At 69.0% G+C, this 21374-nt stretch carries 20 protein-coding genes and 5 pseudogenes; 13 read left to right on the forward strand and 12 right to left on the reverse strand.

Translation table 11 applies throughout. The features are described 5' to 3' along the window. The coding region (locus tag ACZ5PB_RS12365; protein ID WP_468690296.1) for a transposase family protein at positions 1-204 on the forward strand (204 nt) is incomplete at its 5' end. A gap of 94 nt (positions 205-298) precedes the next feature. On the opposite strand, the gene ACZ5PB_RS12370 is transcribed toward ACZ5PB_RS12365, so the two are convergent. Both ACZ5PB_RS12370 and ACZ5PB_RS12375 read right to left on the reverse strand, forming a co-directional pair. Further along, the gene (locus tag ACZ5PB_RS12370; protein WP_468690297.1) at positions 299-706 is read right to left on the reverse strand and encodes a DUF6193 family natural product biosynthesis protein; all 408 of its coding nucleotides are present in this window, start codon (positions 704-706) and stop codon (positions 299-301) included. An 87-nt stretch (positions 707-793) separates the two neighbouring features. Then, the gene (locus ACZ5PB_RS12375; RefSeq protein ID WP_468690299.1) at positions 794-1408 is read right to left on the reverse strand and encodes a hypothetical protein; all 615 of its coding nucleotides are present in this window, start codon (positions 1406-1408) and stop codon (positions 794-796) included. A 132-nt stretch (positions 1409-1540) separates the two neighbouring features. Between ACZ5PB_RS12375 and ACZ5PB_RS12380 the strand changes: the two genes are divergently transcribed. Further along, on the forward strand, positions 1541-1948 hold the full coding sequence (locus tag ACZ5PB_RS12380; protein ID WP_468690300.1) for a hypothetical protein: 408 nt from the start codon (positions 1541-1543) through the stop codon (positions 1946-1948). A 142-nt stretch (positions 1949-2090) separates the two neighbouring features. Here the strand turns inward: ACZ5PB_RS12380 and ACZ5PB_RS12385 are convergent, their stop codons facing one another. Both ACZ5PB_RS12385 and ACZ5PB_RS12390 read right to left on the reverse strand, forming a co-directional pair. Then, on the reverse strand, positions 2091-3089 hold the full coding sequence (locus tag ACZ5PB_RS12385) for a pentapeptide repeat-containing protein (RefSeq protein ID WP_468690301.1): 999 nt from the start codon (positions 3087-3089) through the stop codon (positions 2091-2093). Between the two features lie 655 nt (positions 3090-3744). Then, a complete protein-coding gene (locus ACZ5PB_RS12390; protein WP_468690302.1) occupies positions 3745-4206 on the reverse strand; it encodes a hypothetical protein in 462 nt (153 codons plus the stop codon). A 529-nt stretch (positions 4207-4735) separates the two neighbouring features. Between ACZ5PB_RS12390 and ACZ5PB_RS12395 the strand changes: the two genes are divergently transcribed. Further along, entirely contained in the window at positions 4736-4960 is a 225-nt protein-coding gene (locus tag ACZ5PB_RS12395) for a hypothetical protein (protein WP_468690303.1), read from the forward strand. Between the two features lie 332 nt (positions 4961-5292). Here ACZ5PB_RS12395 and ACZ5PB_RS12400 read toward each other — a convergent pair whose 3' ends face one another. Further along, the gene (locus ACZ5PB_RS12400) at positions 5293-5919 is read right to left on the reverse strand and encodes a class I SAM-dependent methyltransferase (protein ID WP_468690305.1); all 627 of its coding nucleotides are present in this window, start codon (positions 5917-5919) and stop codon (positions 5293-5295) included. Positions 5920-5982: 63 nt separating this feature from the next. Between ACZ5PB_RS12400 and ACZ5PB_RS12405 the strand changes: the two genes are divergently transcribed. Then, on the forward strand, positions 5983-6645 hold the full coding sequence (locus ACZ5PB_RS12405; protein ID WP_468690307.1) for a TetR/AcrR family transcriptional regulator: 663 nt from the start codon (positions 5983-5985) through the stop codon (positions 6643-6645). A 268-nt stretch (positions 6646-6913) separates the two neighbouring features. On the opposite strand, the gene ACZ5PB_RS12410 is transcribed toward ACZ5PB_RS12405, so the two are convergent. Together ACZ5PB_RS12410 and ACZ5PB_RS12415 are read right to left on the reverse strand one after the other, a co-directional pair. After that, entirely contained in the window at positions 6914-7207 is a 294-nt protein-coding gene (locus ACZ5PB_RS12410) for a hypothetical protein (protein WP_468690308.1), read from the reverse strand. A gap of 225 nt (positions 7208-7432) precedes the next feature. Then, positions 7433-8271 (reverse strand): annotated as a pseudogene (locus tag ACZ5PB_RS12415) (IS5 family transposase). 433 nt (positions 8272-8704) lie between these two features. Here ACZ5PB_RS12415 and ACZ5PB_RS12420 point away from each other — a divergent pair. After that, a pseudogene (locus tag ACZ5PB_RS12420) lies at positions 8705-9541 on the forward strand (IS5 family transposase). A gap of 111 nt (positions 9542-9652) precedes the next feature. Here the strand turns inward: ACZ5PB_RS12420 and ACZ5PB_RS12425 are convergent. Further along, positions 9653-10600, reverse strand: a complete 948-nt coding sequence (locus ACZ5PB_RS12425; RefSeq protein WP_468690311.1) for a helix-turn-helix transcriptional regulator — start codon at positions 10598-10600, stop codon at positions 9653-9655. A 62-nt stretch (positions 10601-10662) separates the two neighbouring features. Here ACZ5PB_RS12425 and ACZ5PB_RS12430 point away from each other — a divergent pair, with 62 nt between their 5' ends. The 5 genes and pseudogenes from ACZ5PB_RS12430 to ACZ5PB_RS12450 all read left to right on the forward strand — a co-directional run bounded on the left by ACZ5PB_RS12430 (position 10663) and on the right by ACZ5PB_RS12450 (position 13168). Then, positions 10663-11310: a TIGR03086 family metal-binding protein gene (locus tag ACZ5PB_RS12430; RefSeq protein ID WP_468690314.1), complete on the forward strand. Its 648-nt coding sequence runs from the start codon at positions 10663-10665 to the stop codon at positions 11308-11310. A gap of 323 nt (positions 11311-11633) precedes the next feature. Beyond that, the gene (locus ACZ5PB_RS12435; protein ID WP_468690863.1) at positions 11634-11975 is read left to right on the forward strand and encodes a serine hydrolase; all 342 of its coding nucleotides are present in this window, start codon (positions 11634-11636) and stop codon (positions 11973-11975) included. Between the two features lie 8 nt (positions 11976-11983). Then, positions 11984-12082: pseudogene (locus ACZ5PB_RS12440) on the forward strand (hypothetical protein); the annotation flags it as partial. Between the two features lie 91 nt (positions 12083-12173). After that, on the forward strand, positions 12174-12332 hold the full coding sequence (locus ACZ5PB_RS12445) for a hypothetical protein (RefSeq protein WP_468690914.1): 159 nt from the start codon (positions 12174-12176) through the stop codon (positions 12330-12332). A 197-nt stretch (positions 12333-12529) separates the two neighbouring features. Continuing rightward, on the forward strand, positions 12530-13168 hold the full coding sequence (locus tag ACZ5PB_RS12450) for a DoxX family protein (protein WP_468690315.1): 639 nt from the start codon (positions 12530-12532) through the stop codon (positions 13166-13168). A gap of 419 nt (positions 13169-13587) precedes the next feature. Here ACZ5PB_RS12450 and ACZ5PB_RS12455 read toward each other — a convergent pair whose 3' ends face one another. Further along, positions 13588-15312: a thiamine pyrophosphate-dependent enzyme gene (locus ACZ5PB_RS12455; RefSeq protein WP_468690317.1), complete on the reverse strand. Its 1725-nt coding sequence runs from the start codon at positions 15310-15312 to the stop codon at positions 13588-13590. A 74-nt stretch (positions 15313-15386) separates the two neighbouring features. Then, a pseudogene (locus tag ACZ5PB_RS12460) lies at positions 15387-15620 on the reverse strand (FMN-binding glutamate synthase family protein); the annotation flags it as partial. A 433-nt stretch (positions 15621-16053) separates the two neighbouring features. On the opposite strand from ACZ5PB_RS12460, the pseudogene ACZ5PB_RS12465 reads away from it, so the two are divergent. Beyond that, positions 16054-16209, forward strand: a pseudogene (locus ACZ5PB_RS12465) (DUF5133 domain-containing protein); the annotation flags it as partial. Positions 16210-16257: 48 nt separating this feature from the next. Here the strand turns inward: ACZ5PB_RS12465 and ACZ5PB_RS12470 are convergent. Together ACZ5PB_RS12470 and ACZ5PB_RS12475 are read right to left on the reverse strand one after the other, a co-directional pair. After that, positions 16258-16503: a DUF6479 family protein gene (locus ACZ5PB_RS12470; protein ID WP_468690318.1), complete on the reverse strand. Its 246-nt coding sequence runs from the start codon at positions 16501-16503 to the stop codon at positions 16258-16260. 364 nt (positions 16504-16867) lie between these two features. After that, positions 16868-17359, reverse strand: a complete 492-nt coding sequence (locus ACZ5PB_RS12475; protein WP_468690320.1) for a hypothetical protein — start codon at positions 17357-17359, stop codon at positions 16868-16870. 350 nt (positions 17360-17709) lie between these two features. On the opposite strand from ACZ5PB_RS12475, the gene ACZ5PB_RS12480 reads away from it, so the two are divergent. Both ACZ5PB_RS12480 and ACZ5PB_RS12485 read left to right on the forward strand, forming a co-directional pair. Further along, positions 17710-18888: a carboxylate-amine ligase gene (locus ACZ5PB_RS12480; protein WP_468690321.1), complete on the forward strand. Its 1179-nt coding sequence runs from the start codon at positions 17710-17712 to the stop codon at positions 18886-18888. A 332-nt stretch (positions 18889-19220) separates the two neighbouring features. Further along, positions 19221-20894 (forward strand): hypothetical protein, encoded by a 1674-nt coding sequence (locus ACZ5PB_RS12485; protein ID WP_468690323.1) that lies wholly within the window; start codon positions 19221-19223, stop codon positions 20892-20894. The last annotated feature ends 480 nt before the right edge of the window (positions 20895-21374 follow it).

Below are 21374 nucleotides of genomic sequence, written 5' to 3' on the forward strand. Positions count from 1 at the left end.
CACCGCAAACGGGCCAAGCGCCCGCTGCTGCGGGGGCAGGAGGAGGACAACGCCGCACACCGCAAGGTGCGGGCCCGGGTCGAGCACACCTTCGCGCGGATGAAGAACTGGAAGATCCTCCGCGACTGCCGGCAGAAAGGCCCCGGCCTCCACCACGCCGTCCAGGCCGTCGCCACCCTGCACAACCTCGCCCTCACCGGATGAAACGGCACGTCAGAACCGCCCAACTCCCTGCCCGCACCCACCCTTGTGCAACAACTTTTAGGGCCCGTCTTCAAAGTCGCATGCGGCTCCGGGCCTACTTGCTGTCTTGAGCCTTCTCGTAGGCGGCCAGTTCCTCAGCGTTGCCGATGAAGGCCGGGCCGCAGTGCGGCGGCAGGCGATCGACGACCATTGCTACTGCGGCCTCTGCGCTGTCTGTCTCGGCGATCCGTGGGCTGCTCCGGCTCGGTCCTTCGACGTAATAGCGGCCGTCCCTCAGGGTTCCGATGTAAGGGATGTCCCAGGTGGGGCGGAACTCTGTGCACCTGCTGAAGTGCAACTCCCACATACCGGTCCAGGGGTAGAGCTGACGAAGCAAAGGCTCGGCGTGCGCCACCCTCGCCAGCTCGGTAAAGGGTTCCAGTAGCGGTGATCCCTCCGGCCGGGAAGGTTCGCCGATGGTGGTCAGAATCTTGAGCCAGGCCGCCTCGACAGTCTCGGTCATGCCGCAATTGTGCGGGTCCTGAGCCTCCGCGATCAACGATTGCTCGTTCGCGGATCATGGCCGGGTGCGCAGACATGAACTCACTGATCAGGAATGGGCTTTACTCTCTCCACTCATACAGGGCTGATCGGCCATCGGCCGCAGGTGGCCGCGGCCCGTGCTGCGCTGCTGCTGCGCCCGGCACTCCTGTGCCCCACCGAGGCGCCGCCGCGCGGTGCGCGGGGTCAGCGACAGGCGCTCGGCAATATCGGTTCCCTTGAGTTCCGTACCGGACGCTTCTGCCTCGTCCAGCCATTGGGCGACCAGGCGCACCTGCGCGTCCTTCGACGTGGGCACCGGCTCTTCGACGTCCTGATGCTCGGGAAGCCGGGCCGCCGCCTCACCGGTGTCGGCCACCGCCGCGTGGCCACCCGCCAGCACACTGGTCTGCTCAGCGGCGCCTGGAGTGCTCTGGGCCGGAACGAACGGCGCGAACGCTTCCTGTACGGGTGTCTGCTGGCCAGTGGTCACCGCCGTGTTGTCCACCGGTGTGGCCACTGTGGCCGTCGCCGGGCTGGCCACTGGCGCGGCCACTGGTGCAGCCGCTCCGAAGAAGGGGTGTTCCTCCATGCCCGCTGGCCGCTCCCCCGCCGTGTCCGCAGGCCACTGGGTGACCTCGTCGGTGGCCACCCGTTCATCAGCCGTCGTGCGCAGGGCGGCCATGACCGGTTCCAGGTCTTCCTCGGCGACCGCCCGGCCGTCCGCGTCGGCGATGCCGTAGGCCTCTGCCAGGAAACGCGGCGAACTGCCCAGTACTCGGGAAGCCGTCCAGCAGTTGAGTGACTACTTGGGGCTGTGATTGCGCTGCTGGAGGGCGGCGAAGTCGGCGTATGCCGTCGCGCCAGCTTCCGGGTACGCCCCGCGCGCCAGCGAGCCGCACGGGCCCGCTACCTTGCCTGTGACGCCTGCTGCCGGGCCAACGAGGCACGACTGCGCGCCGCCGTGTGGTCCCTGGCCTGCCTCAACGACGAGTGGGAACGCCTCGCCCGCACCGCACCCGCCGAGCGGCTGATGTCCTGGCACCGCAAGCTCGACGGACCCGCCCTCGCCACCCGTATTACGGCACTGCGCCGGATTCTCGACCCCGTGGACCGCGGGCTGCCCGCCGCAGGCACCCCTGCCGCCGCCCGCGGCGAAGTCCTCGCGCTCCTGGACGAACTCCTCGCCGCCCGCCACAGCACCGCACCCCAGACCGAGGAATGACCCCGTTGACCCCAATGGGTCCAACTGCCGCTGATCTCTCCCGCCAACCACGAACAGCCCGCCTTCTTCGCCGCCCTCGCCCGCGCAGGGCTGATCCGCGCAGCCCGGGTGCGCCCGCCGTGCGGGCATGGGCGAACACCCGTCAGGCCGCGTCGTCCTCCTCCCGGGCGATCCGCGCGCGGACGTCGGGGTCGGCGGCGATCCGCGGCGGAAGTTTCGTCGCCGCGTCGATACGGGTCTTCAGGATCTCGCTCACCGACACCGCTGCTCCCGTTAGATCGGCGCCCCGTAGGTCGGCGCCGTCCAGGTCGGCCTCGCCAAAGGTGAGTCCGGCCAGGTTCGCCCGGTAGAACCCCGCGCCGCGGAGGTCGGTTTTCCAGAGGTCCGCACCGGTCAGGTCCGAGAACCGCAGATCCGCTTTGCGTAGATCGGCGTGCGACAGGTCGGCGCGGATGAGGTCGGCATTGGCCGGTGTCGCCTCGCGAAGGTCCGCATGGCTCAGGTCCGCGCCGTTCAGCGTGGCGCCCGCGAGCCTCGCGCCCCGCAGGTCGGCCCAGGTCAGTTCCGCGTTCGTGAGGTCCGCGGCCCGCAGAAGCGCACGGCGCAGCTGGGCGGGCCGGCTCTCCGCCGCGTCGGCCGCGTCGGGGTCGTGTCCCAGATCGGCGCCCGGCAGGTACGCGGCGCGCAGATCGGGTACGAACGAGCGGTCACGGGCGGAATCGCGCCTGCTGACCGCCTGGAGCGCGGCCAGGACGTCGGACGGGACCCGCGAGGCCAGGGCGTCGCGCGGGGACTGTGTCGGCGGTGCCTGCGATTTCAGCGGTTCCGACGGTTCCGGCAGCTTCGGCGGCTTGACGGCATGTACACGAATGTAGGTGGCGAGGACGTTGGCGATGGTCGGGTGGTCGCGGGGTGAGTCCTCCATGATGCGCTGCAAGGCGTAGACGCCGCCCAAGCGGACGTCCAGCGCGTCGTCCCCCAGGTTGCCCACGGCTGCCGTGTACCGGTCGGTGATGCGACTTTCCTGAGCGGCGGTCAGCTCCTCCCTGCTGATCCTCAGCTGGTTGTTCGCCTGCCGGTGGGAGAACCACACGCTGAGCACGGCGACGAGGGAGGCCAGCAGCACCGCCGTCAGCTCCACCAGGCGTGCCCAGTCCGCCCCCTGGGGCCGCCCGGCGCCACCGCCGGGGCGAGCGCCCGCGCCCGGTCGGCGGCTTCCGCCGGTCCGCGATACTCGCTGTGCCGCACGGTGAAGCTGCTGACTCCGTCGAGAGCGCATAACACCATTGCACCGCCGCACCGGCCGGTCCGCCGCGCCTTTCGCGTAATTGGACAAGCCGCGACCCTCAGCCCCCACCGCACGACTGAGTCCGCGACTCGTGGGCAACACCGGCAACATTCCGCCGGCACCCCGAGGTCCTCGGCTCGTTGACACGCCAGGAGCGACCTGTACGAGACCGGCCCATTACACCGGACAGCCGCACGCCCTGCTCAACACGCTACTCCCCACCCCCACAGCACGGCGCCGAATCCGGGCAAAACCCATCCCCACCCGTCGTGCGTCGCCACCGGACATGGAGGTGAAGTACACCGGCTTAGGGGTCTCTCCGTCCTCCAGGACGACGCCCACCCGCCCTTCGTGGGACTTGCCGTACAGCTCGTAGGCCCATGTCTCGCCTCTTCCACCACTCGCTCCCGTATGCGCATACGCAGCGAAAAGGGCATCCGCTGGGATGGGCGCCCCCTCAAACCGCAGTTTTGTCTGACCACGCCGCCGAACCTGCCTGGTCACAGCCCTAGATATGGATGAGAATCTGTCGCAGGGAATGTCCGAGCACACCCGCGAGAGAGGCCAACTCCGCATCGGTCAGCCAAGCCCGGTTCGGATACAAAACCTCGATCCTGAACCGCGCGAACCCCATCGGCCAGTCGTACACCAGCTCGTTCAGCGACGTCTCGACGTCGCAGCAGGGAACCGTCACCACGAGCGTCGAAAAGCCCTCGGCGTAGCACTGCGAGACGGCATCACCCCACCAGCCAGGTGCGAGCTCCACGCCGCACCGCGGGCAGGAGATCTGCTCCAGGTTGGCGAAGCAGTGGACCACCTCGACGCTGTCGTGCCACTTGGCTTCCAGACCACGTCGGGCGTCGTCGTCACAAAGCATCCCGGACAACACAACTGCAGCACGGTCCGCCGCATCCTTACTGGGCTGCCAGTACGGATCGGTCGGAATCACCGTCAGGTAGTTGTCACTCATCGCCCGTCCCCACGCCCGCCACAGTCCCGCTCCTCGTCTCCCCGTCAGACCCGGCGAACCTATCCGGTCACAGCACCACGCGGAGCTGGTGAAGTTGTTTGCGTCTGACAGGCGTTCCTGGGGAGTGATGCCATGCCGAACACCCTCCGAGTCGCGCTGACCGACGAGCAACGCCGTGCTCTGCACGTACTGCTGGGTGGAATGACCGTTCAGCTGTTGTGTACCACGAGCTGGGTTGCAGCAGAGCGGGCTGCTGGCTGTCGGGGGAACACGGATTCCGGCGTCCGCGAGCGAAGGCCGCGGTGTGCCGGGCTCCGTCCCGCCTCGATCCGGTGCACCAGACGGCCGGCGGCACGGGCAGCACGCGCTGTCCGAGTCCGATACCGCCCAAGGACGGCACGGGGCGCCGCACCCTGACCGCAGACCCCGATGCCGGTACGCGGGAGGCACCCGTGGACGCACCCCACCACCGCCCCCCGTCAGACTCCTGGTCACCGCAGCCGTCGACGACGGCGGAAACCACCTCAGCGTGCACCTCTCCGACCACCAGGACCACGCCCTCATCCTCGTCCTCAGCAGCAGCCCCCACACCGAACACCCCGACCACGACAACCTGCTCAACGCCCTCGCCCGGCAAGGCGCCACCGACTGCGGCACCGAGAACACCCAGGACGGCCACCGCCGCTGGGCCCTCCTCAACCTCACACCCCCACTCCCCCACGCACTGCCCGCACCCCGCCCTGCACCCACATAACCCGGCACACCGAACCGGCAACCGATCGGCCGTTCGCTCCCGGTACGCGCTGGCCACGCTGCGGGATTGCTCACGGATGCAACCCGTATCGCGTATTCGTCATACCAAAGGCGGAGGAAGGGAACCACAAGGGACAACAGTTACCCGCTCGCGACCTGACCTTCGGGCAGAAGTGCCTCGCACAACGCGCGGGTTTCAAGAGGACTTCTGCGAGTGGCGACCTGGGGAAACGTGATCACTTCCGGCGCTCTCGCAGAACTCTCACAGATGTTCGTTCTTGAGAACGGCCGCGCGCGGCAGCCGCAGCCCGGAGCTGCCCGGCGCGACTGAGCTCATGCAGCGTCGGCGCCGCGACGCAGCGTGAACCAGAAAGTCGGGACCGGGTTCGTGCCGGGCGTCACGTCGTCCAGCTGCCACCCGGCGAACCTGGCGGTGAGTTCGTCCGCAGTGACGCCGGACCATGAGTCGTCAAACGCCCCGGGCCCATACCCGAACATCAGCAATCGCGCACCGGGGGCGGCACGCTTGGTGAGGCCGGCTGCGTAGGCGTCGCGGCGGTGCGGTGGGATCCCGCAGTAGCAGCTCAGGTCGAAGAACAGGTCGTACGGACCGGGCGCGCCCACCTCGTCGAGACGGGTGGCGTCCCCGCACAGCACCGTGACGTCCGCTCCTGCGGCGTCGGCCTTCTCCCGAGCCTGTCGTACCGCGCGGTCGACCAGGTCGACGGCCGTCACTCGCCAGCCGTGCCGGGCCAGGTACACCGCGTTGGTCCCGGTGCCGCAGCCGAGTTCGAGGACCTGGCCCGGCATCAGCGCACCGGGCCCCTCTGTCAGGGCCACCAGCTCGGGCGGCGTGACGCCGCTGTCCCACGGCGGCTTGCCGTCCCGGTAGAAGTCCTCCAACACCCGGCGCACAAAACCCTCTTGTTCGAGCTCCGCAGCCGTCCGATTCTCACTCATCGCTACCCCTCCAAGAAATTAGAGTTCATCTCTAGTGACTGACTCTAGAGATAGACTCCCGGCATGGATGCGGTCAAGGGATCCGACGGACAGAACATCAAGCGCCCCGACAAGAGGGCCGAGCGCTCGCGGCGTACCCGCGAGAAGATCGTTGCGGCGGCGCGGGAGCTGTTCGTCGCGCAGGGGTACGGTGCGACAAGCCTTCAGGAGGTTGCGGATCGCGCGGGTGTGGCCGTCCAGACCGTGTACTTCGTGTTCCGAAACAAGCGCGCGCTGTTCAAGGACGTAGTCGACACGGCCATCGCGGGCGACGTCGAACCGGTCGCCACGATGGACCGCGACTGGTTCCGCGCCGCGTGCGCCGAGCCCACCGCGGCCGGCCAACTGCGCGCCCACGTACGGGGTGTACGCGACATCCTCGGCCGGGTCGCCCCGATCATGCCGTTGATCGCGGCTGCGGCCGCCACGGACCCGGAGATCGCCGCGCAGTGGCCCGCCGGCCCCGACCCGCGCTATACCGTCCAGCACGCCGCAGCGAAGGCACTGACCTCCAAGCCCGACGCCCGCCCCGATGTCGATACCGCCCGCGCCGCCGACCTGCTGTACGGGCTGCTCAGTCCGGAGCTATACCTGATCTTCGTCCGCGACCGGGGCTGGTCCCCCGACGCCTGGGAGGAGTGGGCCTGCGCGGCCCTGACCACCCACCTCTGCACAGACCACGAGTAGGCCACCGCCTCTCCGGCAACAGCCGCCGAAGCAGAGTCCGCGACCGGCTACGGCGGCGGAAGCTGACCGGGACGCTCACGCCGCCGCACCGTCGTCATCATCGCCAAGCCCGGCAGCGGCCGGGTCGCGCAGCGGCCGCAAGGCCCCGCCAGCCGGGACGAAGGCAGTAAAGCTGTCGCGGCCCAAGACGTTGAGAGGGTGTTTTCTACCGATACTTCGCCTGGAAGTGGCATCGTTTCGCGGACCTACGGCAGTCCGCGCCGACGAGTTACCGAGTGCCGCCAGAGGCTGTCCGGAAGTCGGCCACGAGCTGGTGCGCGTACTCGTTCTCAGGATCTAGACCCTCAACCGCTTCGTGGGCTTCCTGAAGCTGGTCTCTTCCGCACAGCAACTTCGCGAGGTGATACAAGGCGCTTCTGTCGCCAGCCTCAGCACGGTGGCGCAGTTCTGTGTCCGTCCCCCGCTCGTGGAGCGATCTGTTGAGTCGCCGACGCGCGTGGACGTCTGTGAGTGCGAGTTCGGTGAGCTGGTCGAATCGCTCTGCACGAACGAGCAGATCCATGTGCCACAGATGACTGTCATGTGCAAGTAAATCGGTGGAGTAGCACTCGGCACGAGCGCTTACCAGCGAGATAGCTGCATCCCAATCACCGGGCTGTTCTGCCGCTTGTACCTGCTCGCGCCATTCCACAGGGCGAGTATCCCCCTGCGCTTCCCACTGCGACACCGAGAATCGGTACCAGCGAGCATCCTTCGGCCCGCTCCCGGGTGGGCATGTGATGGCGCTTCAGGCTCCTCGCCAGGTTGGTGTGGTTTCGGCGGCGAGGCGGCGGGCCATGAGGGCAATCATCGCAATTTAGATCATGGCGGTGGAGCGGGCGGGGAGGGCGTCGTAGTCGCGGGCCAGGCGGCGGTGGTGCATGAGCCAGGCCAGGGTGCGTTCGACCACCCACCTGCCTGACAGGACCTTGAAACCCTTGGTGCCGGGGGCGCGTCGGACGACTTCGAGGTCGATGCCGAGGCGGGCGGCATGGTCGACGAGGTATTCGCGGTAGCCGCGGTTGGCCCAGCCTTTGCGGAGGCCGGGGTGGTCGGCGGCGAGGCGGTTGAGGAGGCGTTCGCCGGCGACGGAGTCCTGGATGCTGGCGGCGGTGACGAGTACGGTGAGTATCAGGCCGGTGGAGTCGATGATGATGCTGCGCTTGCGGCCGACGATCCGTTTGCCTACGTCAGCGCCTTGTTCGCGGGCGGGGACGTTGGTCGAGGTCTTCACGCTCTGCGCATCGATAACGAAGCCTGTCGGTTCACCGTGGCGGCCTTCCTCCTCGCGGACCCGGCGCCGCAGCAGGGCGTTGAGGTGCTCGAAGATGCCGTCGGTTCCCACCGGCCGAAGTAGCCGTAGGCGGTATTCCAGGGGGGGTACTCGTGCGGCAGGTAGCGCCAGGGAATGCCGGTGCGGGCGACGTAGAGGATCGCGTCGAGCAGGTCGCGCAGATCGTGCTGGGGCGGGGTGCCGATGTTGAGCCCGTGGCGGGCCTTGTCGTCCCACCAGCTCGTCAACAGTGGTTCTACCACGGTCCATCGGGCGTTGGAGAGGTCGCTGGGATACCGCCGTCGTTCGCTCATACTGCCAGGGGGCGGCAAGCGTGAGCGGGACGGCAGGGCGTGCGAGACCGGAGCTGAAGCACTCGGCGTGAACCAGCACCTTTTGGGATGAAGCAGGAGCAGATGGGGCGCAACAACAGCTTCGCCGCCGCCTCCACCCCATCTGAACCATTGCCCCCCTCTCACCCCACCAACCACTCGCCATGAAACGGCTTTAAGGGTGGTAAAGACGGGCTAAACACCCTCTGACTGAGTGTTTGGTCCTGTTTCACGGCAACCTGTGGTGGTACTGCGTTCTGCTGGCCTGGTGCTGGAGCGAGGAGTGCGGTGTCCGATCCCTCTGCGGCAGGGGAGGCATGTCTCGCCCGGACTCCTCCCGTCTCGCTCCAACACACCCCGATCCAGGGTACTTTGACCGCTCGCCAGGGCGACCCTCGCGCAGTACATCTGAAGCATGCCCCGGCACGACGGCTACCCCAGCGACCTCTCCGCCGCCCGGTGGACCCTGATCCATCCGGTCCTGGCGGCCTGGCGGGCCAAGCACCGTCAGTTCGCCCTGGACATCGGCCGGCCGCCCGAGCACGACCCCCGCCAGATCATGAACGCCATCCTCTACGTGGACCGCACCGGAATCCCCTGGCGCTACCTGCCCCACGACTTCCCGCCCCACCAGACGGTCTACGGCTACTTCGCCCGCTGGCAACAGGACGCCGTGGTCGAGCAGCTCACCGGACTGCTGCGGACACTCGTCCACCACAGCGAGGGCCGCCGAGGCGCACTATCGGCCTGCGTCCTGGACTCCCAGACCATCAAGACCTCCGCCCACGTGCACCTCACCGACCAGGGCACCGACGCCGGCAAACGCATCATCGGCCGCAAACGCCACCTCGGCTGCGACACCCTGGACCTCCTGCTGACCGTGCTGGTCACCGCCGCCAGCGTCTCCGACACCGCGGCCGGCGTCACGCTGCTGACCCGCATCGCCGCCCACCCGCACGTCACCAAAGCCTGGGGGGACGCCGGCTAGCGCACCACCGTCATCGAGCACGGGGCCCTCCTCGGCATCAACGTCCGCCCCGTTCGACGGCCACCAGGTGTCAGAGGCTTCACGGTCGTCCCGAAATGCTGGACCATCGAACGGAGCAGCGGCTGGCTCATGCACCACCGGCTTCTCGCCCGCGACTACGAAACCCGCCCCCACCGCTCCGAAGCCATGATCCACCTCGCGATGATCGACCTCATGACCCGCCGCCTAACCGGCGAAACCACCCCTAACTGGCGCGGAACCTGACCCAGCGGAACCAAACACACCCCACCGGACCAAACACTCAGTCAGCCCATTCCGCATTCGCCTGCCAGGCTTAGGCAAATGGGCCGAGGTGAGCCCTGGGAGGAGGGCGGATCAGGGCCGCCCGTAGACCTCGGCCAGCTCCACAGCCAGCCGGGCCAGCCGCTCTCTGGCCTCCGGCGGCTCCAGCACCTCGATACGCGCGCCCAGCCCCGCCAACTGCGTCGCGACGATCTCCACCGTCGGCCCGTCGACCCGGATCTCCCGCCAGCCGTCGGCCAGCACCGGCCCGAGGTGCAGCCGCCCTCCCAGCAGCCGCTCCAGGATCGTCACCGCACCCGGTTCGGCCCGGGCCCGTACGGTCGCCGCGTGCAGCCGGTCCTCCATCCGCGCGGCGAAAGCCCGCCAGGCGGTCGAGAGGTCAAATCCATCCGGCCGTACGACGCTCTCGCCGGTCGCCCCGACCGAGGTGACCCGGCTGAGCCGGAAGGTCCGCAGGCCCTTCTCGGTCCCGGCGACCAGATAGTCGACCCCCGCCTTGGCCACCAGGCCGAATGGATGCACCGTCCGCACACCGGCGGGCTTTCCGGGCCCCGCGTACCCGAGCAGCACCTGGGTCCCCTCCACCACGGCCCGCTGGAGCGCGGCGAGGTGGGGCCCGGCGGCCGTCACCCCGGCGCGCGACCAGTCCGTTCCGTTGGTCAGCCCGGCCCGCGACGCGGCCTCAGCGCCCGAGCGCAGCGGCGCCGGCAGTGCCCGTACCAGCTTGCGCAGTGCCGTACGGAGTTCGGGCGTGGTCGACGAAGGCCCCGCGAGCAGGAACAGCGCCCGGATCTCCTCGGAAGTAAGGCCGGTCAGATCGGTGCGGGAGCCGCCGACCAGCGACCAGCCGCCGCCACGCCCGGGCTGCGAGTAGACGGGGATGCCCGCCGTCGACAAGGCCTCCAGGTCGCGGCGCGCGGTCCGCTCCGACACTTCGAGCTCTGCGGCCACCTCGGCCACGGTCACCCGCGTGCGGGTCTGGAGGAACAACAGGGTGGCCACGAGGCGATCGGCTCTCATAAAGATCATCCTCTGCGGGAAAGTGGCCAGAAGGTGGCCACTTTAGCTCGCAGGATGGACTCATGACCCACACCGAGAACCTCAAGCAGTCCACCAACGCCTCCTCCCCCGCCACCCCCTCCGCTCCCTCCGCCCCCTCTGCGGCCGACGACCCCCGTCAGCCCCTGCTGAAGGCCATTCTGCTGGCCGGTAGCACCATGGGGGCGATCCGCCTCGACCAACTCGACGGGCCCACCCCCTGTGACGAGTTCACCGTCCGACGGCTGTCCGGACACCTGATCGCGGTGCTGCGTCGGATCGCCCTCGCCGGGCGCGGGGGAGACGTCGACACCCTTCCGTCTCTCGCCGACGAGGTCGCGGACGCCAACCGGCAGCAGGCGTGGGACGACGCCGTCCAGGAGGCCGGGGCCGCGTGGGCGGACCCCGCGATTCTGACGACCATGCTCAAGCTGCCGTTCGGCACGCTGCCCGGCGCCGCGGCTGCCGCCGTCTGGACTTCTGAATTCAGCGTGCACACCTGGGACTTGGCCACCGCGACAGGACAGCAGCCGGACTGGGACCCGGAGGTGATCGAATTTGCTTACTCGGCGATGCACCGCGCGCTGAAGGACCGCCCGCGCGAAGGCGCGCCGTTCGCCGAGGCCGTCGAGGTCGCCCCGGACGCGCCCGCGATCGAGCGCCTCGTGGCGTGGTGCGGACGCCGCCCGTAGGCAAGGAGATCCTTCAGAACGGGGTGCGGACGCCGCCCCTGGGCACGGAATCCAGTGGCAACGATCAACCCTCGCACCGAACTTCGGCATCACCCGTAGCACAGGGGCAGCATCAGCCCTCTCGGTGACCCGGAAGAGACACACCCCGTGAAGCAGCGGGCCGTACGCGCCGCCTCACTCTCCCTCGCGCTGACCACGGCCGTCGGGGCAGCCACCCTCGCCCCGACGGCCCACACGGCGCAGCCGGCGTACGACACCACAGCCACGGCGGACCCACCACGGGCCGCGAGCGTACGGCGGCCGATCACTTCCGCGGCGCCAGCATCACCAAGACCCTCCTCGCCACCGTTCTGCTGCAACGGGACGCGGAAGGGGCCCTGAGCCTGGACGACACGGTCGACAGCTGGCCTACCGGCCTGGTGCGGGGCGACGGCCACGACGACCCCACCATCACCCTGCGCCAACTCCTCAACCACACCAGCGGCATCGCGAACCACACCGAGACCCGCATTCATCCGCGACGCCGCGGGTCCCGGCTTCCCGGAGCACCGCTACGACACGCACACACCCGAAGAACTGGTCGCCATCGCGCTGAAGCTCCCGCCGCGCCCCGACCCACTGAATACGCCGTACTAGCCCGCACTACTCGAACACCAACTTTGTGATCGCCGGGATGGCCGTCGAGAAGGCCACCAGCCGCTCGTACGCACAGGAGAGCACCCGCCGCATCGTCCGGCCGCTGAAACTACGCGGCACCGCTTTCCCAGTACGGCCCCTCGGCTGCCGGATCCGCACCCGGTCGTTACTCCAGGCTGCACGCGAAGGAGCCCGAGGCTCCCATCGTCGACGCGACCGAGCAGAACATGACCTGGCTGAGCACGTCCGGCGACGTCCTCTCCACCACCGACGACCTCAACCGCTTCCAACACACCCTGCTGCGCGGGACATTGCTGCCCACCGCGCAACTGAAGGAATTGCTTCACGAGGTGCCGGCGCCCGACGGGACGGGCCCCACCCACTGACCTTCGACCTCAACGGCGAGTGGTTGAAGGACGGCACGCTGTACGGCAATGCCGTCGAGGCGAAGTTTTGCGGCAGCGCTCCGGACCCGGCTGGCCGGCACGGCAACTCGCGAGACACCGCAAGTCCTCTGACATAACGGACCAGAGACACAGCGGACCAGAGACATAACGGGCCAGGTCAGGGGAACCCGCAGTCCATGGCACTCATCAGGAGGATCGCAAGGCCCTTGCTGGCCTCGACATTCATCAGTGGCGGCTACGGCACCCTGCGACACCCAAAGCCAGTGGCTCCGGACGCCGAGCCCGTGGCCGTCCCGCTCGGGCGGCGGATACCAGGGCTGCCGACGGACGCCGAGCAGCTGGTGCGGATCAACGGTGCGGTACAGCTGAGCGCGGGCGCACTGCTCGCTACGGGACGCCTTCCCCGGTTCGCGGCACTCGCGCTGGCCGGCACGCTGGTGCCCACCACGCTCGCCGGGCACCGGTTCTGGGAGGAGAAGGATCCTGAGGCGAAGGCGCAGCAGCGTACCCACTTCCTGAAGAACCTGTCCCTGATCGGCGGTCTGCTGATCACGGCCGCCGACACCCACGGCAAGCCGTCGGTGGCCTGGCGGGCCAAGAAGTCGGCCACGGCGGGCCGCCGCGCCGCCCGCCGCACCGCCAGGGACACCGGCCGCCGCGCCGAGCTGGCCCGGCTGGGTTCCGCGCGCGAGGCCCGCAGGGCCTCCCGCGGGGTCCGCAGGTCGGTGAGCGGCGCCCGCAAGTCGGCGGACGCCGCCCGCAGGCGCGCCAGGTCGGCCGCGGAATCGGCTCGCAAGCAGGCACCTTCCCACTGAGGAAGCAGGCGGGCCCCACGACCGCGGGGCCCGCCGCCCTACGGGTGTACCTCCTTCCTACGGGTGTACCTCCTTCGTCTCAAAACCGCGCGGCCCGAGGGTGAGGGCGAAGGTCACCTGCTGTTCGACGGACAGGCTTCCGCAGCCGCTCACGATGTCGGGCTCGCCCCAGCATCAAAAGCTTCGACCCAGGCAACCATTGACGCTCACAAAGCCCAACTTCAAGCGGCAGCGGAACTTCGGCGAACAGCGTCAGCCCTCAAGAGCCAGGACCTGACCGGCCGGGACATCGCCCACATCCTCGGCGTCTCACCTCAACGGGTATCCCAACTACTCACCCAGCCTGCGACCGGAGGTTAAATCCCAAGTTAGGACAGCTGAGGCCGCGCACCGATCCGGCTCTCCACCGTTCACGGGACTCACCCCGCGCTGTCCAGGTTCTCCCGTACCTTGGCGATGGCGAAGCCCCACCCCTGCTGCACCGTCGGCTTGGCCGGCACCGCGATCTCCTCCGGGTTGGTGAGCACGTCCAGCAGCACCGGCCCCGACTCCTCGAAGGTCCGCCGCACGCACTCCTCCAGCTCCTCCGCCCGGGTGACCCGAATACCGGTGATGCCCAGCGCCTGTGCGACCGCCGCGAAGTCCGGGTTGTCCAGGACCGTGCCGAACTCCGGCAGCCCCGCCTGCTCCTGCTCCAGCTTCACCATGCCCAGTCGCTGATTGTCGAAGACGACGAGCTTGACGGGCAGTTGCTTTGTACGGATCGTCATCAGGTCGCCGAGGAGCATCGAGAGGCCGCCGTCGCCGCAGAAGGCGACGACCTGGCGGTCCCGGTCGAGCAGCTGTGCCCCGATCGCCTGCGGCATCGCGTTGGCCATCGACCCGAGGTTGTAGGAACCGAGCAGCCGGCGCGACCCCCGCATCTCGACGAACCGGGACAGCCACACGGTGGCCATGCCGGTGTCCGAGGTGAACACCGCGTCGTCCGCCGCCACCTCGTCGATCGCGGCGGCCAGCGCCTCCGGCCGCACCAGATGCTCCCGGTTGTCGAACGCCGAGCGCACCTTCCCCACCAGCCCCCGGTCGTGTCCGGGCGCGGCGAGCCTGGCCTGCCCCTGCTTCCACTTCAGGAACTTCCCTCGGGCGGACTCCAGATGGCCGTGGTCCTTGCGCGGCCTGATCCGCTCCAGCAGCCCCCGCACCGTCGGCCCTACGTCTGCGGCGAGGCCGACGTCCACCGGCACCCGCCGCCCGATGTGCACCGCGACCCGGTCCACCTGCACGACCTTCTTCCCCTGCGGATACCAGTCGCGGTACGGGAAGTCGGTGCCCAGCAGCACCAGCGTCTCCGCGTGGTCCATCGCCCACGCGGCGGCCGGATTGCCGATGAGTCCGGTCTGGTCCACCTGGTAGGGGTTGTCGCCCTCGAAGCCCTCCTTCGCCTTGAGGGTGAGGACCATGGGCGCGCCCAGCCGTTCGGCGAGGGCGAGGACGTCCGCGCGGGACTCGCGCGCGCCCCGGCCGACCAGCAGGGTCACGTCGCCACTGTCGTCGATCAGGCGGGCCGCCTCGTCCAGGGCCGGGCCGTCGGGGCGGTTGCCGGAGCCGACGAGGGACAGGCGCAGCGGGCGGTCGGCGGGCAGCTCCTGCTCGCCGATGTCTCCCGGTACGGTCAGGACTGCCACCCCGCGGCGGCCGATCGCGGTGCGGACGGCAACCTCCAGCAGGCTCGGCAGTTGTTCGGGGGAGGTGACGGTAGCGCGGAAGACGGCCACGTCCGTGAAGAGCAGGTCGTTGTCGACCTCCTGGAAGTAGTCGGTGCCGACTTCCGCCAGCGGCACCTGGCCGGCGATCGCGAGGACCGGCGTGCCGCTCTTGGCCGCGTCGTACAGCCCGTTGAGCAGATGGACCGCGCCGGGCCCGACCGTACCCATGCACACGCCGATGGTGTCGGTGAGCTGCGACTGGGCCCCGGCGGCGAAGGCGGCGGCCTCCTCGTGCCGACAGCCCACCCAGGACACGGACTTCGATGTGCGGATGGCGTCGGTGAGTGGGTTGAGCGCGTCACCGACGACCCCGAAGACGTGCCGGACGCCCAGCTCCTCCAGGGTGTCGGCGAAGAGACGGCCAACGGTACGAGCCATGGTCGGGTTCCTTCCGGTGGATTGGTCGATCGGTGGAGAGGGACTGTGGTGCCGGGGCGTGAGAAAAAGGGAGATCAGAAGCCGAAGGTGTCCGGGTCGGCGGCCTTCCAGTCGGCGGCCCAGCCCGGCGGCGGGTCCTGTGCCAACTGTCCGGGTGTCAGCCACTCGTACACCTCCGCGTACGAGCGGAAGTCGTCCGCGTCGGTGGCGCGCCGCCGCAGCAGGTGCGGGCCCAGGCCGCGCGGATCTCTAGCGCCCATGGCCACCATGATCTGGAGCGCGCTCGCGACGGTCGCCTCCTGGAAGCGGGCGTGCCCGATGACCGGGTAGTTGCGCAGGAACGAATGCCGCCGCTGCACCAGGTCGTACGTCCCGGCCAGCGCGGCCAGTGCCAACGGCCCCGCGGCGCACCACCACCAGGCCGCCCCGGCGGAGGCCGCCGCCACGCCAGCCGCCGCGAGGAGGACGAGGAGGCCCACGGCCCCCGAAACGCTTCATGGCTGATCTGTTAACCACGATGGCCGCTCTCATGCCCGCTGACCAGGTGGCAGTGCCGCTGGGACGGACCCGGCCGCGCCGGAGGTGGCCGGGCAGAGCGGAGCGGTTGCCCCGGCCGGCCTCGGTCTGGCGGACTAATCGCCGAGGTCCCGGGTCGCCTGGGACACCGGGCGGCCGGAGTTCGGTACTCCACGGACCGCTCGCGCTCGCCGCTCGTCGGGATACCTCCGAGGCAAAGTCACCCGCCCGGACCTGGAAGACGTCACCTTCACGCTGTGCGTCACGACCTCGACCAGCGACATCGAGCAGGCGTTGTCCGCAGCCGACGCCCTTGTTGAACACCCGAGCTCGCCGGACGACCAGCAGGGTCCTGCAGCAGTTGCTGGCGGTCCGGGCTGAACGGGAGCCGCTGGTGAGGGGGTGGCTGACCCACGGCCAGGGTGGTGGTCAGCGGTGGGGGCTCCCCTGGTCGGGGTCGTCGTCGATCGTCTGCCACGTCTCACCGCGCTGGCGTCCCCCGCTCTCCGCCCCTGACACACCGCCCGCAGCGGGTGTCTGCGGCTGCTTCTTGCGCCCCGCGCGCCGAGTTCCGAACGCGAAAGCGCCCAGGAGAAAGAGGGCGACCACCAAACCGACCACGATAAGGAACAAGGGTGCGCCGCCCTCGGCGGCCAGGACTACGGAAGTATTCATGTCTCTCTGCCTACCCCTGAATCTGCTGGCCAGCGGCCCGAGTCCGCGCCCTGGACACTGAAGCGCGACGAGCAGGCCCAGGAAGGGAGACCGTAGGAGTTCCATCAGCAAGGTCGCACCAACCGGCTGGAAGATCGGAACCATCATGATCGTCCTCGGTGTCATCGTCCTGCTCACCACCTCGCCGACCGCCGCCGAGCCCCTCGACGACGAACTCTCGGCGCTCGGAGAACTCACCAGGCTCCGGTCAACTCGAAGCTGAGCAACTGCTGATCCACAAGTCCTGACTATTGCTCCACAAAAGCAGGCTCGTTGTCACCGCGCGAAGGCACCCGCCTGGTGGCGGGTATGCCGAGAGGATCCTTCAGCACGCTTCCCTGGCGGCCTGCTCGAAGTCGGCCAGGCTTGTGACGCCTCTCATCGTCAGGACTTGTCCCCGCTCCAGGCGCGAGAGCTGCACGGAATCGAATCGCACCATGCCGACGTAGGCATAGGTGTCAGGGTCGCCGAACAACAGTTTGTAGGTGTATCCGGGCTGCAGGCTCTGCATACCTCGGCGCTCGACTCGCCACTGCGTCGGCGGCGAGAAGAGCGGGAAGTCTGCGGCCTCGTGGCTGCCGTCGGCCTCCCAGCCGACCCAGAGCTCCTCGGGCTTTTCCGTTGCAGCCTCGCCGTCCTGGCCACGACTGGTCGCACCCGTCTCAGCCACCCGGGCCAGCGTGCCCATAAGAGCCGGACCGCGTACCAACTTGCGGTCGCACGGGCGCATCAGTGCCTGAGGGTCTCCCCTGTCGTCCAGAGAGACCCCGGCAAGGGGAACCTGCTCCGGGGAGCAGCCCGTCACCAACAGCAGCATCGCACCAAGTGCGACCCCCGTTGCCACATGCCTCATAAGCCCCCTCCCGCTGAAGCGCTATATCGATGGTGGCGAACTCGTGAAAGTCGATACGCCCGCCTCCAGCCCGCGGCCGGCCGGGCCGTGGGAGATACCTCACGGACCCCAACCTCCTCCACGTCTTTCGGCAGCGGTCCGTGCTGGTCGGCCCGGGCCTGGAGAGCCTTGGCCGCGCCGGCTTCGGCGACGGTCCGGTATGCCTCGACCGTTAAATGGTGAGTCCAGTGATGACGAGTACCTGTGTCGTCTCGCGCACGTGGGCCCCCGTTGCGCCCTCCAACTCGATGACCGTACGCAACACAATGGCCTCCATGAAGAGCGAGAAGTGGACACGGCCCGGAACACAGCCGTCTGCGGCAGACCGTCGTGCACGGCCCCCCGCTGCCCGCGGCGGGCCCGACGTCACCGTGGGAGTGGAGGAGGAGTTCCTGCTGGTGGACCCCGTCTCCCGGGAGCTGAGCGCACAAGGCGACAAGGTGGTCGCCCTGGCCGCGGCGGAGCTCGGCGACCGGGTCACGACCGAGCTCACCCGCTATCAGGTCGAGGTGCGGACCGACCCGCACGCCCACCTCGACGACCTGGCCGACCAACTGCACGCCACCCGCGACGCCGTCGCGCGCGCCGCAGCCCAGCTGGGGCTGCGCATCGCGTCCACCGGCACCCCCGTCCTGGGCCAGCAGCATCCCCCGCCGCTCACCGACGGAGCCCGCTACGCCCAGAGCGCCGCCACGTTCCGCGCCCTGGACCACGAGCAGACCGTGTGCGCCTGCCACGTCCACATCTCCGTACCCGACCTCGACATGGCGCTCCGGCTGAGCAATCACCTGCGCCCCTGGCTTCCGACGCTGATCGCCCTGAGTGCCAACTCGCCCTTCTGGGCGGCCCAGGACACCGGTTACGACAGCTGGCGCACCATGACGTGGGCGCGTTGGCCCGTGGCGGGCCCGCCTCCGTACTTCGAGTCCCGCAGCCACTTCGAGGACCTCGTCGCCAACCTCCTCAGTACCGAAACCCTCATGGACCGAGGCGGCGTGTACTGGGATATCCGACCCTCCCACCACCTGCCCACCCTGGAAATCCGCATCGCTGACGCAGCCCCCAGCGTGATGGACACAGTGCTGCTCGTCGCGGCAGTCAAAGCACTCGCGGTCACCGCCCTGACCGCGGTAGAAGACTCCCGGCCCGCCCCGCACCCTCAGAAGGAGATGCTGAAGGCCGCCTACTGGCGCGCCGCCCGCGACGGCCTCAGCGGCGCAGCCGTCAACCTGCACACCCATCGGCTCGAACCGGCCACAGTCCAGCTTGACCGCCTCTGGAACATCACGCTGCCCCTCGCCACCCCACGCGACGAAAGACTCCTGCACACCGCCCACCGCCGCCTGCACGCCGAAGGAAACGGCGCCGACCGCCAACGAACCGCGCACCGCCGCCGCGACCGACTCACCGACGTCGTCGACTACCTGATCCAGAACACCACAGCCGCACCGTGAACAGTCACCTGCGTACCGTCTCTGCCGGCTCGCGACATGGCCACCGCGCGCCGTCGTTGACCTTCACGAAGCGGGTCCGGGCCGAACACATCACGCTGGGCGCCGCGAGCCGACACCGTAGCCACCGAGGCGGCCCACAAGCCCATCCGCATTCCGTGAGAAGGGACCTCTGCACAGAACGGCTGCGATGAGGGGCCTGGGGGCCCAGCTGCCGGTGCTGGGGTCTGAACGATCGGCCGCGAACCCTGTTGTCAGTGGCCCGCTGCATGATGTGCATCGCGACGGCCGACCGACAAGACCTCCTGGGGCCGTCCGCGATGAAGGGATGCCTTGTGCACAACCCGGCCACGAACAGGGGATGGACCGCCGAGGAGCTGCGGCTGCACTATGAGAGGTGGGAGTGGGGCGGACGACTGCCGAGCGCGGCGCTGCGGCATGCTCAGGCCGGAAGCAACGTGCTCGGCCTGGTGCGCTTCGACCGCGACCTGGTACACACCCTTGATGCTGTAGGCCCCGAAGTCCAGCGTGCAGTGGCCCTGTTGGCTGCGCGGCTGGCCTGTGAGGAAGCGGGCCTGACCGGCAAACTGTGGGTCGACCGGGCGCTTACCGAGCTCGCGGAGGGACGCCCGCTTCCGCCGCCGTTCGACGACGCGGACCAGCTGCGCAATACCCTGCGGTCCGACTTCCCCGTACCGCAGCGAACCGCGCTTGCCGCCAGGCCTCCGGAGCGGCCGCCGTACTGCCCGCCGGACACGGGGCGGTACACAGTCTCGGTCGCGCTGCCCATCCCCACCCCTCCCGCGCCGGGGGAGATCTCGCAACCGCACTTCGCTCTCCCCGCCGTGATCGCCGCTGCCGATCCCACCCCGCTCAAGGCCGCACTGGACGCGGTGTGGCACGCCATCGCCACATACGGCGAGCACTATCCAGAACTGTTGCGCGAGATCTGGTCGGCCTGCCCCGACCAGGCCACGAGCAGTGCGCCAGTTAGTCCACGCCGGCCGTACGACGCGGTGGCGCTCTTTCCGCAACTGGCCCCGCTGGCACGCAAGGCGACGCGGCTGCACCCGCGCCCCGGTTCTCCGACACCCCACGACAGTTCGATCGGCGGCCCGCTGCTGTGGCCCGCGGACGAGCCGTGGCCCCACTGCGACGGCCCCCACGTGGTCGACGGAATCAACCTTCCTATGGCACCTGCCGACTTGCGGACGGAGCGCCGGATCCACGCCGCCTCGCACAGCAGGAATCTGACGCCGCAGGAACGGGAGACCCTGGACCGGATCCGCCCCCCGCAGACCTACCCGGTGGGGCCTGCGGCCGTCACGCCCTACCCCGGGCCGATAGCGATGCTGCCCGTCGCGCAGCTCTACGCACGGGACATGCCCGGTCTGCCCACGCCTGAAGGAGCGGACCTGCTCCAGGTCCTGTGGTGCCCCTTCGACCACCCGATCATGCCCAGGACCAAGCTCTTCTGGAGATCGGCCACCTCCGTCCCCGACATCCTCGACACACCCCCCGACCCGCCCGCGACGCAGTTCGACGGCTACCTGCCAAAACCGTGCCTGCTCAACCCGGAGCAGATCACCGAGTACCCGGACCACCTGGAACTGAGCAAGGAACTCCAGGGACAGATCGAGAACTGGAGCCCGTGGGAGATCACCGAGGAAGGCTCGGACCACGAGGCGTCCCCGCAAGGGTTCTACGACGACGCCCTGTCCGCCGCACCCGGCTGGAAGCTCGGCGGCTGGCCCCGCTGGAATGCCACCGACCCGCACCCGCGCCCTTGCCCCGAATGCGGTACCGAGATGGACGCCTTGCTGACCATCGCCTCATTCGAAAGGAACGGGAAGGACTGCCCCTGGTTCGCGCACCGGGAACCGGACGACGAACCTGCCGACTTCGACCCCGTGACGCCCACGGCGGTCCAGATCGGCAGCGGCTACGACCAACAGCTCTACGTCTGCCCGGCCGCACCGGAGCATCCCCACATCGAGCTAATGCACTAGACCACTTCATTCGGATCATCTGATCGCTGGATGGTGTCTGTCGTTAGCTGATGCCCAGTGGGCGACTACGAGCATGGTGCCGGTGATCCTCGGGGAACGGCTCAGCCGCTCCTCGTCGGCGGTGATGGGGCAGAACGACGTGCCTGCCCCATAACCGCTGTTACCCCACCACGCCAGCAGTGGCGCAGCGAGCCCTGGGCTCACCACACCTCGGCCATCGAGGTGTGGCAGTGGTCAAACAGTGAGGTATTTCCAACCTGCCGGCGGTGGCCGCGTCTTGTAGCAGAGCGCTTCGTTGCCGACTGTGTCCGGACGAAGCCAGCCACGTTGGAATCAACTGGGCGATCTGCGCGAGGGGGCGCCTCACGGCTGAACCAACGAAGGCACCACACGGGGAGGCGTTCCGTGCTTTGTCACGTCACATCAGCAGGCCGGGCCAGCACACGATGTGACGAGTTTGATGCCTTATCGAGTTATCCA

Source organism: Streptomyces sp. NPDC032721, from assembly GCF_055579625.1.